We start from the raw sequence: 17,884 nt of genomic DNA on the forward strand, positions 1-17,884 counted from the left end.
AATTTTAGTGCAGAATAAGGGGTTCTAGGTTTCTTAATAACATAATTATAAAAAATTTAAAGTAAATTTAGTGTAGTTCATTTATTAATTTATAATTCATAATTTAAAATATTAAAAAATTAATAAATGATGACAAAAAACTTTAGATTAGCTTTTTTAAAAAAGGTCTACAATATTCATATGATTTCAAGGAGGAAGTTATGAAAAATTATCAATTAAAAGATCATAAAAATAACTTAGTAGAATTAAACAGCTTGGTAGGATCTAAAGGTTTAGTGCTATTTTTTTATCCTAAAGCTAAAACCTCTTTGTGCACTTTAGAAGTTATAGAATATCAAAAACATTTAGATGAATTTAAGCAATTAGGATTTAATGTAGTTGGAGTTAGTCAAGATGAACCTAATAAAAATGATGAATTTTGTTGTGAACAAAATTTAAGCTTTTTATTACTTTCTGATTTAAACAAAGATTTAGTAAATGAATTTAACTTAACAAGTGAAACAATTGTTTTAGATGATGAACCATTTGTTAAATATGAACGTTCAACATTTGTTTTAGATAACCAATTAAATTTATTAAAAGAATTTAGAAATGTTGATCATATTGAACATGTTAGTGATCTTTTAGAGTACTTAAAAAAGAATGACTAATAAATTAGCAAATTCTACTATAACTTATGATATTAAATTGTAATTAACCTTAATAGTTTTATTAAGGTTTTTATTTTATTAAATTTAATTCATCTTTTAAAAAAGAATTCCTATAGACTAATACTAAAATTATGTTGGAGAATTCTTATATGAATAAACTAACAAATAAACTTAAATTTCTTTTTGTATCAAATATCATTCTTATACCAAGCGTTCTTACTATTTCTTGCTATAAAACGATTCAAATAAAATTGATCAAAAACCTAATAACAATGATAATTCAAATAATGATCAAAATCAAAATGATCAAACAAATCAAAATCAGAATCAAAGTGATTCAAATAATAAAATAGATAAAAATGATGAAATTCAACTATTTAATTCACATTTTTTAGATATTAATAAATTAAAAGACCTAACACCATATCAAATTCATAAGCAAACTAAAGATTATATAACTGGTCAAAAAGAATTTAATAACTTTGTAAAAAATAATAATATTGATTTTACTCTTTATGATCATAAAGAATATCAAAAAACTACTGAGAACTTACTTCAAAATTAGGAAAATATGGAAACATTGGAGAAGATAAAATTAGTAGAACTAAATTTTATAATCCACACATTCCACTTTCTTATTCAATAAAACAACAAAAACTAGAACAATTAAAAGATGAAGAAATTAAAGGTTTAACTGCTACAGATTTTGATTTTAAAACTCTAGTTAAAACAAATCCTTTTGGGTCTTTACCATCTAATTTAAGTCAATTATTATCTTATGCAAGTTTTAATTCATTAGAAAAACTTTTTAAAATAAAAGATATTATTAATTTAAAATCTAAGCACGATGATATTAAAGGAAGTTTTGAGCTATTGATCAAAACAAAAAATAAAAAATACTATTATAAAACTACTAAAGATAAAAATAACTTTTTAAAAACTAATGAAGATTATTTTAAATACATTCACAAACGTAGTTTTCAATTAGAAATTAATGTAAAACAATGAGTTATTGATCAAGATGAAAAAACTTTACAAGAAATTGAAAGATTAAACTTTGCTAATGCTTCAGGAACTGCTTGAATAATAGATAGAATTGATAATAAAAAAGATAAAAATAACTATGAACTTTTATTAGCTACAAATATTCATGTATTTAGTTTAAGAAAAACTTTTGATAAAAGTATTTTTAATAATAAGTTAGAAGATAATAAATGAAAACAATTTCCTGTTGGATTTTATGATGGAAAAGATACAACAAGTAGTGAAGATAATAGAAAAATGAAAATTTATTTAAAAGCTAATAGAACAGAAAAAATAGATAATAAAAACGGCTTAATTGAAAGTGATATTGATAAAGATAAATCTATTGAAGCATTTGAAATTTATTCACAATACTTAAAAGCTCCTTATTATATACCTAGATATAGTACTGATCACATTTTCTTTAAAGATATAAATAAAAAAAATAAGTATTTTAATGATAATGACTATTTATCAAAAACAAATAATTCTGGTGCTGACTTTGTAACTTTACGCTTAAAAATTCAAAAAAATAAATTAGAAAAACTTTTGCCGAGTTTAGCTAAAGTTATTGAAAAAGATCAAGAAAAAGATTGATATATTAAGTTTAAAAATTCTAAATTTAGTCCTTTACAAACTCAATTTTATGCAGGTTATCCTAAGCATTGAAATCCATTTATTAGAAAAACTCAATTTAGAGGTCTTAAATTAGAAGGTGGAATAATTTCAACACAAAGAAAAGTTTTAGAAGATATTTGACTAAAATATAATGAACAAAAAAATAAAGAATATAATTCTCTAAATGAAAACTATAAAAAATATGAAAAGCCATTTATTGATAATGAGCATAGTATGAATTTAACTATTGCTGATCAATTTTCAACATTATATACAAATGTTCCTTTTGGTCAAATTACCTTAAAACAAGGTGTGTCTGGTTCTATGGTTATTGATTCTTCTTTTAATGTTATTGGAATTTTAAATACAGAAGTTGAAGATGTCTTAGGAAGTAGATATATTTCAATTCCCTTATTTGAATATCAAGGACAAAAAGTTAGTTTACCAGTACGTGTTCAAACTAATGGAGTTATTTTATTTAATTCTTTAAGTAATGATTATTTAACTAAAAATAATAAAGAACCTAGAATAATTGATGGATTAATAGAAAAACTAAAAGAAGATAAACTTACAACTGTTAGCTTGAATCCTTAAATTTATTTAAAATATTTTAATTTTTACTTAAATACTTTTTATTAATATTTAAAAAAAATACTTATTAATGTAATAGTAAAAAATAAAAAAATAGAAGGATAAAAATGAAAATAGCTGGATTTTGAAGAAGAGTTTTTAAAACTATTATAGATTCCTTATCACTAGTGTTTATCTTAGGTATTTATTTGACACTGCCATAGGTTTTTGATAAAAAAGATTTTCATACTGTTGATTTTACTCCTGATTGAAATTGTTTTAATATTGATGATTATTATATTGTTGGGTATAGTTTTGATTGTAATGAAGATTATAGAAACCTACCATACATAGCTTTATATCAACCAGATAATAATTAGTAAGGTTCTTAAATATTTAAGAACCTTTTTTATTATCTTATTACAAGTTTGTACTAAATTGCTTGTAAAAAAAAAAAAAAAAAGTATTGCGAGTTGATAATATTGGATTAACCAAGCGTATTGGTAATAAATAAAAAAAAATAAAGAAAGGTTGTGCTTTAAGTGAAAAAAGTCTTAACTACATTAAGTGTTTTAAGTATGATAACTATACCTATAACAATAACAGTTTCTTGTTCATCATGAAGAACAGCACCAATGACAGTTAAACAAATTTCAGATGTTTTAGATATTTATAAAAATGAATCTTTAAAACAAACAAATTCTGATAATGTTGTAGTAATTAAAGCCAGTGGTCTTTCTAATATAGACATAAACTCTTTACAAAAAATCAAAGAAAACAGAGAAAATAAATTAAATAAGAAAATTGAAGAAAATTCAAAACTTATTATAGATAAATTAACAGAAAAAATATCATCTGTTGTTTCAAATAAAATAATTAATTTTGAAACTATTAGTTCTGATAAAACTAATCTAAAAGACGATATTTTTTCAAAACAAATAACAAAAGATTTTATTAAAGAAAAATGAAAACCATATTATCTTACTATTAGTTTAGCTGATATTAATTTCAATTCTTTAGTTTCTAAAAATAAAGATCAATGATTATCTAAATTAAATGGTTTACAAACTGTTACTTTTAGAAATAAAGATAAATCTATTTCTATTAATAAAACAAATAAACCTAAATGATTTGATACTAGTATAAACAAAGTATCTATTATAGATTCACTAAAATTAGACTCTATGTTATCTTCAAAAACTGATACAAATTTAAAAATAAATAAAATTGTTTATTTAGTATCATTTAATGCTAATATTTTAAGTTTTAAAGATGCAAAAAACGTAGCTTTTTATATTGAACACGATTTAAATAACTAGAAAGGAGAATTAGTATGTCAACTGATCAAAAAATTATTGATTTTAATGAAAAAGATCAATTAGAAGGATTAAAAAATATAGTCGCTATTACTGCTTGTGCTGCTGGTGTTGCTCATACTTATATGGCAGCTGATAGTATTAGTAAAGCTGCAAAAGCACTTAATATTAATGTTCATGTTGAAACACAAGGAACAATTGGTGCTGAAAATGTTATATCAGATCAACAACTACAACAAGCTGATCTTGTTATAATTGCAGCTGATGTTAAGATTGATACTTATAGATTTAATGGTAAAAAAATTTATATAACAGGTGTTAATGATGCGATTAAAAATCCTGAATTATTAATTAGAACAGCTTGACAGCAAGCAGTAGAACAAGGTAAAAAAGGAACCAAAGTTGGTGTTTTTACAATTGGAGCTACTAAGAAAAAAGGTATATTAAACCATTTAATGACAGGTATTTCATGAGTATTACCATTAATTATTGCAGCAGGAATATTAATGGCTATAGCTAATTTATCTGCATTTCAAACTATTTATTCAGATCAGGTTGGAGACTATACTCAAGCTTGAGTATTATATGAGAGACCTTTTCCACAATTTTTAATGAATGTAGGTTCTTTAGGATTTAAACTAGTAATACCATTATTTTCTGCATTTATTGCATATTCGATTGCTGATAAACCAGGTATAGCTCCTGCTTTAATTGGTGGTTGAATTATTAATGATAATAAAATGTTAGGAATAAATGTTCCAGTTTCAGAAAATTCTTCTATTGAGCCAGGTGCTGGTTTTTTAGGAGCAATTATTGTTGGATTATTAGCTGGATATCTTGTTAAATTGTTAAAGTCTTTACGTTGATGAAAAATTTTAAAACCTGTTGTTCCATTAATGATTATTCCTATTATTTCAGTATTTATAATTAGTACTTTTGTTAAATTTGTTATTGGAGCACCTATTGCTAATTTAGTTTTAGGATTATTTAATGGTTTATCTGCTTTACAAGATAAATTTGCTGGAACTTCATTTGTGATTGCTTTAGTTGTTTCAATGATGATTGCTTTTGATTTAGGAGGACCATTTAATAAAACTGCATTAGTATTTGGTACTGTTGTGTTTTATCAATCACTAGCTCAAGTGTTATCAAATGGACAAACTTTTTGAGATGCAAACTTTGTTCCTGGAACAGCAGCTCAAGCAGCTATTTCAGTTCCACCTTTAGGAATGTTTTTAGCAACTTTATTATTTAAAAAGAAATTTACACAAAATGAACGCGTTATGGGAAAAGCAGCTTTTGCTCAAGGTATTGTTGGTATTACAGAAGGAGCAATACCATTTGCTGCAACAGATCCAATTAGAGTAATTTTTGCAAATGTAATTGGTGCTGCTGTTGCTGGAGTTGGTGTAACTTTAACTAATGCTAAATTTGCAGCTGGTTTAGGCTCACCTATAGGTGTATTTTTAGGATATATTCAATTAGATGGAATACTAGGTTGACCAATGGGATGAATTATTCCTATTTTACTAGGTATTTTAACAACTGCTTTAATCATAGGGTTTACAAAACCAAAAATTAAAGGAGAAGAATTAGAACAATTAGAAAAAGAATTAAAAGATAAAAAAATAAAACGTATTCAAGCACATAAAAACTTTAAACAAGCAATTAAAAGTCCTAAAATGATGTTTGCTTTAATTAAAAAAGTAGTTAAAAAATGATGAACTAATTATATAAATGAAGTTAAAGAATTTTATTCAAATGCTTGAAAACAAATTAAAAAATACTTTATTTTAAAATGAATGAATACTAAAAATTTCTTTAACAGATTAAAACAAATGTTTAGTAAGAAAAAATAGGAAACTTTATTATGTCATGAAACATATATGTTGTTTGTCACACACACTGAGATAAAGAATGATATTTTACAAAACAAGATAGTGATGTATTATTATGTTCAAATTTAAATCAAATAACTAAAATATTAAGTTCAAATGATGAATATAAGTCATTTACTTATGATGGTCAAGTTTCAATTATTGATGATTATTTAATATATTATCCAGAAAATGAAGCACAAATTAAAAAACTGTGTGAACAAAAAAAGCTTATAGTTGGACCATGATATACACAACCAGATTTTTTTAACACAACTTCTGAATCAATAATTAGAAATTTATTAATTGGTATTAATTTATCTAAAAAATATAATGCAGATTATTTAAAAACAGCTTATGTTCCCGATTCTTTTGGACATAATAACCAAATGCCTCAAATTTATAAAAGCTTTAATTTAAATAATTTTATTTATTGAAGGGGTATAAAAAATAGTCAATTAAAAAAAGCTGGAACTTTACATTATTGACAAGGAATAGATAAAACTAAAATCACATCTTATAATTTTTATTATGGTTATTGAGTACTTGGTTCCAAATTTGCTTATACTAAATTAACAAAAGATAATTTAAAAAAAGAAGCTGTAGAGTTTTTAAAAAATATCACTCCAATCTTAAATCAATTAAAAAAAGTAACTAAAAATTCGAATAATAATTTATTATTACCACTTGGTGGAGATCAAGCTCCGATTGTAGAACTAACTCCAGAATTTTTTAAACAAGTTAACAAATTATCTAATGATAATTGAATATTAACTGATTATGATACTTATTTTAAAAATATAGATAATAGCAATTTAAAAACTATAAAAGGTGAATTAAAATCACCATCTAAAGCAAGAATTCATAAAACAATAGCTTCACAAAGATATGATATTAAACAATTATTAAAAACAGTTGAACATAATTTATATAACGTTTTAGAACCATTAGCTATATATTACAAATATCTAACTAACAAATACGAAAAACAAATCATTAATAATGCATTAAAACTAATTTTAACTAGTCAAGCTCATGATTCAATAGGGTGTTGTAATTCAGATGAAACTAATTTAAATATTTATAATAGATTACTACAAGCTAATTATTTAATTGAATCTCAAATTACTAAACTTATTAAAAATTTATCTTTAAATATTAATTTAAAAGAAAATCAAGTTTTAGTATTTAACTCTAATTCATTTTATAAAAACAATATTTTTAAAGAACTAAATATTTTTACTTCATTTAATAATTTTAAAATTTATCATAATAAAAAAGCTGTTGATTTTATTTTATTAGATCAACAATATCATAATGATGGAATGATTGTTAATTTAGAAAAACAAGGAGAAATAAGTAGTAAAACTAAAGGCTTTTATAGTTCAAAAATTGTTGTCAATAATTTAAAAATAGACCCTTTCAAATTTGAGATTTTAGATATAGTTCAATCTGATAAAAAACCAATAAATTCTAGTTTTAATAATATAAAAACTAATAGATTTGATATATGAATTAATGATGATAATACTATTGCTTTTTTAGATAAAATTACTAATAAAAAATATCATAATCAATTTATGATTTATGCTCAACATGATTTTGGGGATTCTTATGATTATTCACCACTAACTGAAACAAATCAAATAATTTCAAAACTAATAGATGTAAAAATTGTTAAAGTAGAATACAGTTCTAATAACAATGTTTTAATTCAATTAAAAAATACTTATCAAATACCATATGATACAACAAAAACAAAATATATAAATCAAGAATTTGATATTAGTTTATTATTTACAAATGATTCAATTATTAAAATAAAAATTAATACTTTAAATAAATCAACACAAATAAGATGAAGAATAATTTCAAATTGTGATCAAATAAATAATTATTCTTATGCTGATCAATGCTATTGTGAAATAAAAAGACCAGTAGAACTAACTAAAGACTTATTAGTTTGAAAAAAAGAAAATTGAGTAGAAAAACCTGTTGGAATTGAAACTAATGAAAGTTATGTTTATTTAAAATCTAATAGATCAAAAACAGGATTTGTTACACTTGGTACTAATGAGTATGAAATTATTAATAAAAAAGAAATTCATTTAACTTTATTTAGAAGTATTGATGTATTAGGAAGAAATAATTTATTATGAAGACCAAATAGAGCTAGTGGTACTAGTGAGTTTAGTATAAAAACTGATGATGCTAGATTATTGTATAAAAATCTTGAATTTAATTTATATTGATTTGATATAAATAGCTCTACTAATATAGCTCAATTAGCAAATAATTTAATAACTCCAACTTGTTATTATCAAAATCAAAAATTTAATAATTTAAAAAAACGTTTTGACAGATTTTTATTTATAAATGACAAAATAAATACTAATAAAATACCAATTTACTCACTTATTAAAAACTTAAATAAAAATATCATTATTAAAACAATAAAACTTGCTGAAAATGATGACTTTGTTATCATTAGATGTTTTAACAATTCAAAAACAAACCAACAATTCAGTTTATTAATAAATAATCAATTAGTAAGTTTTAATAAGTTAAATATGTTAGAAGAAATAAAAAATAAAGATCTTAAAACTGATTGATTAAGACCATATGAAATAGGTACTTATTCATTTAAATTATTTGAATAAAGGATAAAAAATATGAATAAAGAAATATTTAACATAAATCATGTTTTTATTGATGTTGATGTTAATTCTAAAAAACAAGCTTTTGAAATTATTGCTTTAAAATTTTATCTACTAGGTTTTACAACAGATAAAAATAAAGCTCTTAAAGGTTTAAAAAAAAGAGAGAAAGAAGGTTCAACAGGATTTAATGATGGAATTGCTATTCCTCATGCAAAAATTAAAGAAATTACAAAACCTGGAATATTTGTTTTTAAATTTAAAAATGGTGTTGAATGGGATTCTATTGATAATAGTTTAGTTACAATTGCTATTGCTTTAGCTATTCAAGAAAATGATAGTGCAAATGATCATTTAAAAATTTTAAGTAGTATTGCTAGAAAATTAGTTGATGATGATTTTAGAAAAGACTTAAATAAAGCTAATAATGTTGATCAGTTATATCAATTAATTAGTAAAGTTGAGATTATTTAGTATGGTATTAGTTTTTGATGTTGGTGGAATGTCTACTAAAATTGCTTTAATTGATAGTAAAACAGATCAATTTATAATAAAAGATCAAATAATTTATTCTAATTTTATAAATGGTCAATCTCTATTATTTGAAATTAAAAAAAAGATCAATCAATTTAAAAATAATAATCTAAAAGCAATTTGTATTTCTAGTTGTGGAATTATTAATTCAATTAGTGGAGAGATTTCAGGTTCTTCAGCTATTAAAGATTATTATTTAATAAATTATAAAAAAGATTTAAAAGAATTTAACATACCTATTTTTATTGAAAATGATGCTAATTGCGCTGCTATTTGTGAATCTGAAATGGGAGTTGTTAAAAATAATAAAAACGCTGTTTTTTTAGTGATTGGAACTGGAATTGGTGGAGCAATTATTATAAATAAAATGTTATATAAAGGAAGTAATTTATTTGCTGGAGAATTTGGATGTAGTCTAGTTAAAATTCAAAATAATCAGTATATTAATGTTTCAGAAAGTTATTCAGCAAAAGCTATTGAAACTAACTATTTTACTTTAACAAATAAAAAAATAACAGCTAAAGAAATTTTTAATAAATATAAAGAAGATAAAGTTGCTAAAAAAGTTATAAATAAAACAATTAATGGTCTTTGTAAACTAATGATTAACATCACAGCTATTATTGATCCAGAAGTGTTTGTAATTGGTGGAGCTGTTAGTCAAAATCAATTATTTATCAACCTATTAAATAAGAAGTTTAAAAAATATATGATTATATCTAATATTAATTTAAATATAAAGATTAAACCAGCGATGTTTTTTAATGATGCTAATATTTATGGAGCTTATCTTTTATATAAAAAGGATTTATATGTTTAAATTTAAAAAAGATTTTTGGTGAGGTGCTGCTAGTTCTGGGTGTCAGACTGAATCAGATAAAGATAAACCAAATTTAAATATTATGGATTATTGATACAAACAAACACCAACAGATTTTTATGATAATAAAGGACCTAATATTACTTGCGATACTTATTCTAACTATAAAACTGATGTTAAATTAATGAGTGAAATTGGATTAAACAGTTTTAGAACTTCTATTCAATGAACAAGATTAATAAAAAATTTATATACAGGTGAAGTTGATTTAAAACAAGTAGAGTTTTATAGAAATTATTTTTTAGAAATTAAAAAAAATAATATTAAATTAATTGTTAATTTATTTCATTTTGATACACCTATTGAATTAGAAAATATTGGTGGTTGAACTAATAAAAAAACAGTAGAATTATATTTTTTATATGCTAAACAATGTTTTAAATATTTTAGTGATTTAGTTGATTATTGAACAACATTTAATGAACCTATAGTTTTAGTAGATGGATGTTATTTAAATAAGTGATATTATCCAAAAATTAGTAACTTAAAATTAGCAATTCAAGCAGCATACAACACAATACTAGCTCATTGCAAAGTAGCTAATTATTTTCATTCTTATTTTAAAAATGATCAAAATAAAAAAATATCAATAATATTAAATCTTACTCCAACAATACCAAAAAATAGTGAATCAAAACATTTAAAAGCAGCAAAAATTAGAGATGAATTACTTAATAAATCTTTTTTAAATGCAGTTATAAAAGGACAATTTAGTAATTTTTTAATCAAATTTTTAAATGAAAATAATTTAATGCCTGAATATGATCAATTAGAATTAAATGAAATTAAAAAAACAAGAATTGATTTTTTAGCTGTGAATTATTATCAACCAGCAAGAGTACAAGCACCAAACAATAATTTAGATAACCCAAAAGATTTAAAACTAGAAAATTGATTTGAAGTATATGTTGATAAAAAAAGTAGAATTAATCCTTATAGAGGTTGAGAAATTCACCCACAAACACTATATGATATAGCTATAGATATTAAAAATAATTATGATAATATACCTTGAATAGTTTCAGAAAATGGAATTGGTGTGAGTGATGAAAATAGGTTTTTAAACAAACAAGGTTATATTGATGATCAATATCGTATAGATTTTATAAAAGAACATTTAATTTATTTATATAAAGCAATAGAACAAGGTTCAAATTGTTTTGGTTATCATATGTGAACATTAATTGATAATTGAAGCTGAGCTAATGGTTTTAAAAATAGATATGGTTTTATAAGTTTAGATACAAAAACATTAAAAAGAACAATTAAAAAATCAGGTTATTGAATTAAACAAGTAATTAAAGATCAAGGATTTGAATAATATGGAAAAAAAGAAATTAGGAATTAGTGTTTATTGTAAAAAAGCAAGTTTTGATCAAATTATTGAGTATTTAAAACTAGCTAGAAGCTATAATTTTGAAATATTATTTATAAGTTTTGTGCATTTATTAAAAACAGATTATTTTAAAAATATTGATGTTATTAAAAAAGCAAAAGAGTTAAATTATTATGTTATAGCAGATTTTGATCAAACTAGTTTAAATAATTTAACTAAATCTAATGATCTAAAAATCATAAAAGAAATTGGAATAGATTGCATTAGATTTGATCAACAAATTGATGCTCAAAGTTTAGCTAATTTAACTTATAATCCATATGACATTGATGTTCAATTAAATATTAGCAATAGCTTTAATTTTTTAGATAATGTTTTAGATTTTAAACCTATTTTAACTAGATTAAGTGGAAGTCATAATTTTTATTTACTAAAAGATTCAGCACTAGATATAGATTTTTTTAATAAAACAACTGATAAATTTATAAGAAAAAATTTAAATACTTCAGCTTTTATATCAAGTCAAATAGCAAATATTACTTTAGCAGATAATTACACTAAAGCAGTAAGTTTAGAGTTTTTTAGAAACATAGATATAATCAGTCAAGCTAAATACTTATTTTATTCAAATAAGATTAATAATGTTATTATTGCAAATATGTTTGCTAGTAAAAAAGAACTAGAACAATTATCACTACTTAATAAAGATCATTTAACTTTAAAAATAAATAATTTACAAAAAATATCAAAAACAGAAAAAGAAATTTTATTGTGAAATAATCATTTTAGAAGAAGTGATATTAATACTAGTTATATAAGATCAACATTTTCAAGAACTATTTGAAATTCATTTGATATAAAACCAAATAATATTAAACAAGTATTTAATAAAGGTGATATTGTAATTTTAAATAATAATGCTAATAGGTATAAAGGTGAATTACATATTATATTAAAAGATAATTATATTGATAATAACAATTTATATAACTACATAGCATCAGTTCATTCTGATGAATTATATTTATTAGATTTTATTGACTCTAATAGTCATTTTAAAATATCATTGTAGTATTTTTAAATAAAGATAATGTAATGAAAAAGAGAGATTTGAAATCTCTCTTTTAATTATTAAAAATTTGATTTATTATTTCTTCTCTTCAATTATTTTTTATAAAAGTAGGTTTTTTATCTAAATTTTTATTAATTATTTCTAATATATCAATATCATAAATATTTTTTTCTAATAATTGAATTAATTCGTTAGTAGTAAAAGAAAAAATATTTAAACCTTTAACAGTATTTTTCATTTTATTTGTTGTATTTAATTCAATGAATTGAGTCGATCTAAAAATATTTAATACATTATTATCTAATTTATTGGCTATAAAAATAGTTTGGCAATTATTATAAGTAGAATAAAAATTAACTGAATGTCTTATAACAGGTTCTAATTCAAAGATTGAAGCAACAAATGAAGAATTAAATAAACAAATGGGTCTTTTAGAAAAAACTAAAAGAGAAGAACTTGAATTAACTAATACTAAAGATCAACTAAAGAGAACACAAGAAGAAAAAGATAGAAAATACGAAGAAATTTTATCAGAACTATCTAAAGTAGAAGATGAACTAAAAAGTAATAATTCTGAAAAAGCAAAATACGTTAAGGAATTTGAAAAAGCTAATAAATTAGCTTTAGAAAAACAAAAAGAACTTAGTGATCTTGAAGGTAAACATATTGCTTTAGAAAAAGTAAAAGAACAAAGAACTAAGGATAATGAAAAGATAAATAAACAAGTTAATTCTTTAAGTAGAATGATTGTTTCTAAAAATGAAGATTTAAATAGGGAAAAATCAGAAAAAGAAGCCTTAGAAAAAGAAATTGCTAATATTGATAAAAGCATAGAAGCAACTATTCAACAAATTACAAAAGACAAACAAGATAATGAAAAACTAAATTCTAAGTTAACAAAAGATTTAGAAGATAAGCATCAAGAAATTGAAGTATTGAAAAAAATACTAAAGATGCTAAAGATAGAACTGAGCCAATTATTAAAATTGTAGAAACAAAAAAAGAAGAATTAAATACTTTAACTAAGAGTCATAAAGAATTAAAAGATAGTGTTGAGGAATTGAAAAATAAACTTCTATCTCAAAATACTGAACTAGAAGAAATGGGATCTAAAATTGAACCTGCTTTAATTGAAATAAGTAAAAAAAAATGAAGAAGGTAAGGAATTATTCCTAACTATTACTAAATTACAAAAACAAGTAGAATACCTATCAACTATTGACGATCAATTAAGTAAAGAAAAAGTAACTCTAGAAAATAAACTTAGAATTGTTGAAAAAGAAATTGTAGAAGGAAAAATCAGTAGACAATCAGATGATATTAGAAGCTTTGGTACTACTGTAGAAGGTTTACGTAACTTTAAAGATTTTCTGGATAAACAAACTCAAGAAGAGAAGTTGGAATTAGAAAGATTGATTAAAGAAAATCAACAACTTCAATCTGAAATAGAAAAAGAAACAGAGGAAGCAAAAAGTTCTGAAGAAACCAATAAGAGATTGAAGAGAGAAGATAAAAAACTTAATGATAAACTTTCAGATATGATTAATAAAAAAGATATTCTAATCAAAAAAATTAATGAACTGATTGTTTTAAGTGATGAAATTGAGGATATTTATAGACATAATTTAAACAGTGCAGGTAAAGCCAAAATTGAGATTGAATTAGCTAAAAGAACTATTGAAACATTTGTTGGTACTTCTGCTGATAAATATAAACACGATTTAAATAAAATTAGAAAAACTCATTTCAAAGCTATTCATAAATACTATGAAGAAATAATAAAAAATGAGCGAGAAGCTAAAGAAAAATTAGAAAAATTCAAAACTGATATCGATTCCTTAGAAAAACAAATTCAAGAATTTGATAAACAACAATAATTTCTATTAATAAACAAACATTAACTCATCTTAGGATGAGTTTTTGTTACATAATTTATTTGATAAATAATTAGGAGGTTATATGAAAAGTGAAATTCTAATTAGTAAAGATAATAAACAATTAGTTTTATATAAATGAGATGAAGTAACAAGACCACTAGCTGTAATTCAACTAGTTCATGGTAGTTGTGAACACATAAAAAGATATGAAGATTTTATAAGACAAATGAATCAAAATAATGTAATAGTAATTGGAATTGATCAAAGAGGTCATGGACAAACTAGTGTTTTAAATAATGAACTTGGGTATTTTAGTAAAACTAAAGGTTGAGAGTGTTTAATACAAGATCAATTATTAGTTAATCAATATATTAAAACTAATTATTCTGATTTACCTATTTATATGTTTGGTCATTCAATGGGAAGTTTTATTGCTAGAAGTTATGCAATTAAATATAGTAATACTATTAAAGGGTTAATTTTAAGTGGAACTAATCAAACTAATAGTTTTACTTTACTTTCAGCTTTAGTTTTAACAAAACTAACTTCTTTATTTTTAAAAGAAAAACAACCAAATAAAATTATTTGAAATATTAGTTATAAACAATTAAATAAAAAGTTTAAAACTAATAATAGTAATGGAGTTGAATGACTAACTAGAAATACAAATATTCAAAATCAATTTTTAAATGATAAATTATGTGGGTTTGTATTTAGTAGTAGTGCTTTTAAAGATATGTTTAAAGGAATGTTATTTAACTTAAAAACTAAAAATATAAAAAAGATGAATCATGATCTAAGAATTTTATTACTAACTGGTAGTGATGATCCTGTAAGTCATTATAGTAAAGATGTAATTAAACTAAATAATAAATTAGAAAAATTAGGTTATGATTCAAAACTAATTATTTATAAAGATTTTAGACATGAAATCTTAAATGAATTAGATAAAGATTTAGTAATTAGAGATATTTTAAAATTTATGTAATTTATTAATTTTTATCTTTATAATATAACTAATAAATAGAAAAATAGTAGAAATATGCTGCCAAAAGATCTTGATTTTAAGCTACAAATTATAGAAGAACATAAAAAAGGAGCTTCAGTTAAAGCTTTATCAGATAAATATAATATTGGTATTTGAACAATCAGAGATTGGATTCACCAGTATAAAATGTTTGCTGAGCAAGGAATTAGTAAAAGTGTAGTTCATACTAAATATGATCCAGAGTTTAAATTACACGTTATTAATCATAAAAAAGAATATAACTTAAGCTATCCAGAAACTATCAAACTATTTAGTATTAAAAACTCTTCAACTGTTGCTTTGTGAGAAAAACAGTTTAAAGAAAAAGGAATACAAGGTTTAAGTAATCAAATCGGCAGACCCAAAAACAGCTCTACTTCTTATAAACAGCTCTTTTTACAATTAGAAGAAAAAATTGCTGATTTAGAACAACAAATTGATGAACTAAAACAGCAATTAAATATTAAAGATACAAAATAAACATACTTATAAAAAATTAGACCTTAGCAAACAAAAGCTAAGGTTTTTAATTTGCAAATAGTTTTTCTAAAACATCTTGATACATTTTTAGTGTAGCTATTTCTCTTTGTTTTGCAGTTAAATCATTTGAATGATCATTTAAATTATCTGAAACAGTTAAAATAGTTGCTGCTTTTTTATTAAAATGATTTGCTAAATAAAATAAAGCAAAACTTTCCATATCAACAACATCTAAATTATGTTCTTTTATATCTAATTTAGATAATCTGTAAAACACATCACTACAGTGAACATTTGCTTTTAAACCAATATTTAGATCTAAACTAGGTTGATTAATTTGTCATCCTGTTTTATTTGGTTCAAAAATATTTACTTCACTAAAAGCATTTTTTGCTTCAATTACAGTTCCTATTTTAATATCGTTATTATATGTTCCACAAGTTCCAACTCTAATAATAGTATTAACATTATGATCATTAAATAACTCATGAACATAAATAGCAATTGAAGGTTGACCCATTCCGCTTGTAGCAAAACTAACTTTATGATTTTTATAATAACCAGTGTAAACAAAAGCATTTCTGACTTCACTTACTAATTTATAATCAGTTAGTAAGTTTTCTGCTGCTCATTTAGTTCTTTTTGGATCTCCTGCAATTAGTGCAATATTAGCAATATCGGCATTTTTATCAATATGCATATTTTTTTCTCCTAACTAAAGTTTATTTATATCTATTTATAGATTACTAAAAACAAATAAGTTAATAAAAGTTTTAAACTAGTTTTTTTACTAGTTTTAATTATTTTTTTAAATATTTTTAATTTTTAATCACTTTTTAAAATTTTTTTCTAATACTATAATGAAAGCAAAATAAGCTTTAATTATTTTATTAAGCTTTAAATTATTTATTATATCTAGTTAAAAGAGTGTTAAAGACTAAATTATCATCTTCAGTTCTAATATAAATTTTTAAAAGATCAATTAAAGTTTTTGAACGAAAAATAATAAAAAAATAATTTATAAGTAATTTTTTAAAAGTTTTTTCTAATAGATTAATAGAAAGGATAAATGAGTTATTCTCAAACACTTCTTTAATTGCATTAACTAAATGTATTTCATTTAAAGTTAAATTATATAAATGTCAGTTTAAGTCAGTTGTAAAGTTATTTTTAAAAATTTTAATTAGTTGTTGTTGTAAATCATTAATGTTATTAATATCTTCATATTCTAGTTCTAAAACTATTTGATGAGATCAATTTAATACAGTAAGTAAATAAGTTTTTTTATTCATTAAATCAATAAAAATTGGTTTGTTATCAATTTTCAGTTGATCTTTTGGTATTTTATAAATTCTTTGGTTTTTATTAGTTATCACAAATTCAAATTTATCACTTATTATAAATACATCTTTGAATTTATATCTATTTAAATCTATTTGTTTATTTATAAAAAATCTATTAATAGAATCAATTCTTAAAATATCTGAAAAAATAGTTGGATTAGTTTTAATAATAAAATCTTTATCAATATCAAAATTAGTATTCAATACTAATCTATGTCTATGTTTATGATCTAAAACTTTTTGTAAAAAATCAGTTTTAAATTGGTTTTGATTAATAATATTAATAAAAAAACTATTTTTAGTTAAAAGGTTAATCTCTTTAGCTTGAAAATCTAAATAAATGTCAAAATTTAACATATAATAACCAACTAAATTACCTTTAAAACAATAATACTTTAAGGCTCTATTTCAATTAGAAGAAGTATATAAACTATTTAGAATATAACTTGGAATTTGTTCAAAAATTTGTTCACCAATTAAATATTTATCATTTAGTTTATTTATTTGAATTAAAACTGAGTGCGTAGCGTAATAAAACATATATTTTCTTTCTATTAATAAATTTAACAAAAAATAGTGTGGTTATTAAATTTTAATTAAATAAAGATTTTATTTGGTGTTTTT

General features: G+C 22.1%; 15 protein-coding genes and 2 pseudogenes. 14 read left to right on the forward strand and 3 right to left on the reverse strand.

The window, feature by feature from the left end; all coding sequences use genetic code 4:
• Positions 1-200 precede the first annotated feature (200 nt).
• From MSB_RS04335 to MSB_RS04380, 10 genes and pseudogenes are all read left to right on the forward strand, one after another.
• Positions 201-650, forward strand: coding sequence for a peroxiredoxin (locus MSB_RS04335; RefSeq protein WP_011166264.1), 450 nt, complete (start codon positions 201-203; stop codon positions 648-650).
• A 149-nt stretch (positions 651-799) separates the two neighbouring features.
• Positions 800-2,885, forward strand: a pseudogene (locus tag MSB_RS04345) (MAG2960 family serine endopeptidase lipoprotein).
• Positions 2,886-3,091: 206 nt separating this feature from the next.
• Positions 3,092-3,241: pseudogene (locus MSB_RS05415) on the forward strand (hypoxanthine phosphoribosyltransferase); the annotation flags it as partial.
• Between the two features lie 162 nt (positions 3,242-3,403).
• Positions 3,404-4,180 (forward strand): hypothetical protein, encoded by a 777-nt coding sequence (locus tag MSB_RS04350; RefSeq protein ID WP_013448121.1) that lies wholly within the window; start codon positions 3,404-3,406, stop codon positions 4,178-4,180.
• A gap of 14 nt (positions 4,181-4,194) precedes the next feature.
• Positions 4,195-6,036 carry a PTS fructose transporter subunit IIC gene (locus MSB_RS04355; RefSeq protein WP_013448122.1) on the forward strand — a complete coding sequence of 614 codons (1,842 nt, stop codon included), beginning with the start codon at positions 4,195-4,197 and terminating at the stop codon, positions 6,034-6,036.
• An 11-nt stretch (positions 6,037-6,047) separates the two neighbouring features.
• Complete coding sequence (locus MSB_RS04360; RefSeq protein WP_013448123.1) at positions 6,048-8,714, forward strand: glycoside hydrolase family 38 N-terminal domain-containing protein; 2,667 nt, start codon at positions 6,048-6,050, stop codon at positions 8,712-8,714.
• Positions 8,715-8,726: 12 nt separating this feature from the next.
• Positions 8,727-9,185 carry a PTS sugar transporter subunit IIA gene (locus MSB_RS04365; protein WP_013448124.1) on the forward strand — a complete coding sequence of 153 codons (459 nt, stop codon included), beginning with the start codon at positions 8,727-8,729 and terminating at the stop codon, positions 9,183-9,185.
• Between the two features lies 1 nt (position 9,186).
• Positions 9,187-10,065 (forward strand): ROK family protein, encoded by an 879-nt coding sequence (locus tag MSB_RS04370; protein ID WP_013448125.1) that lies wholly within the window; start codon positions 9,187-9,189, stop codon positions 10,063-10,065.
• Complete coding sequence (locus MSB_RS04375) at positions 10,058-11,446, forward strand: glycoside hydrolase family 1 protein (protein ID WP_013448126.1); 1,389 nt, start codon at positions 10,058-10,060, stop codon at positions 11,444-11,446. The genes MSB_RS04370 and MSB_RS04375 overlap by 8 nt, the downstream gene beginning before the upstream one ends.
• A 1-nt stretch (position 11,447) precedes the next feature.
• Positions 11,448-12,533 carry a MupG family TIM beta-alpha barrel fold protein gene (locus MSB_RS04380; RefSeq protein WP_013448127.1) on the forward strand — a complete coding sequence of 362 codons (1,086 nt, stop codon included), beginning with the start codon at positions 11,448-11,450 and terminating at the stop codon, positions 12,531-12,533.
• 52 nt (positions 12,534-12,585) lie between these two features.
• Here MSB_RS04380 and MSB_RS05320 read toward each other — a convergent pair whose 3' ends face one another.
• Positions 12,586-12,771 carry a hypothetical protein gene (locus MSB_RS05320; RefSeq protein ID WP_014584607.1) on the reverse strand — a complete coding sequence of 62 codons (186 nt, stop codon included), beginning with the start codon at positions 12,769-12,771 and terminating at the stop codon, positions 12,586-12,588.
• Positions 12,772-12,955: 184 nt separating this feature from the next.
• Between MSB_RS05320 and MSB_RS04390 the strand changes: the two genes are divergently transcribed.
• The 4 genes from MSB_RS04390 (at position 12,956) to MSB_RS04405 (ending at position 15,917) form a co-directional block, all read left to right on the forward strand.
• Entirely contained in the window at positions 12,956-13,525 is a 570-nt protein-coding gene (locus MSB_RS04390; protein WP_013448128.1) for a hypothetical protein, read from the forward strand.
• Positions 13,526-13,930: 405 nt separating this feature from the next.
• Positions 13,931-14,410, forward strand: a complete 480-nt coding sequence (locus MSB_RS04395; protein WP_013448129.1) for a V-type ATP synthase subunit I domain-containing protein — start codon at positions 13,931-13,933, stop codon at positions 14,408-14,410.
• An 82-nt stretch (positions 14,411-14,492) separates the two neighbouring features.
• On the forward strand, positions 14,493-15,398 hold the full coding sequence (locus MSB_RS04400) for an alpha/beta fold hydrolase (protein WP_013448130.1): 906 nt from the start codon (positions 14,493-14,495) through the stop codon (positions 15,396-15,398).
• Between the two features lie 54 nt (positions 15,399-15,452).
• Complete coding sequence (locus MSB_RS04405; RefSeq protein ID WP_013448131.1) at positions 15,453-15,917, forward strand: helix-turn-helix domain-containing protein; 465 nt, start codon at positions 15,453-15,455, stop codon at positions 15,915-15,917.
• Positions 15,918-15,963: 46 nt separating this feature from the next.
• Here the strand turns inward: MSB_RS04405 and MSB_RS04410 are convergent, their stop codons facing one another.
• Both MSB_RS04410 and MSB_RS04415 read right to left on the reverse strand, forming a co-directional pair.
• Positions 15,964-16,617: a phosphorylase family protein gene (locus MSB_RS04410; RefSeq protein WP_013448132.1), complete on the reverse strand. Its 654-nt coding sequence runs from the start codon at positions 16,615-16,617 to the stop codon at positions 15,964-15,966.
• 202 nt (positions 16,618-16,819) lie between these two features.
• Entirely contained in the window at positions 16,820-17,800 is a 981-nt protein-coding gene (locus MSB_RS04415) for a hypothetical protein (protein WP_013448133.1), read from the reverse strand.
• Positions 17,801-17,884: the final 84 nt, after the last annotated feature.

The sequence above is a fragment of the Mycoplasma leachii PG50 genome, from assembly GCF_000183365.1.
In the GTDB taxonomy this organism is placed as follows: domain Bacteria; phylum Bacillota_I; class Bacilli_A; order Mycoplasmatales; family Mycoplasmataceae; genus Mycoplasma; species Mycoplasma leachii.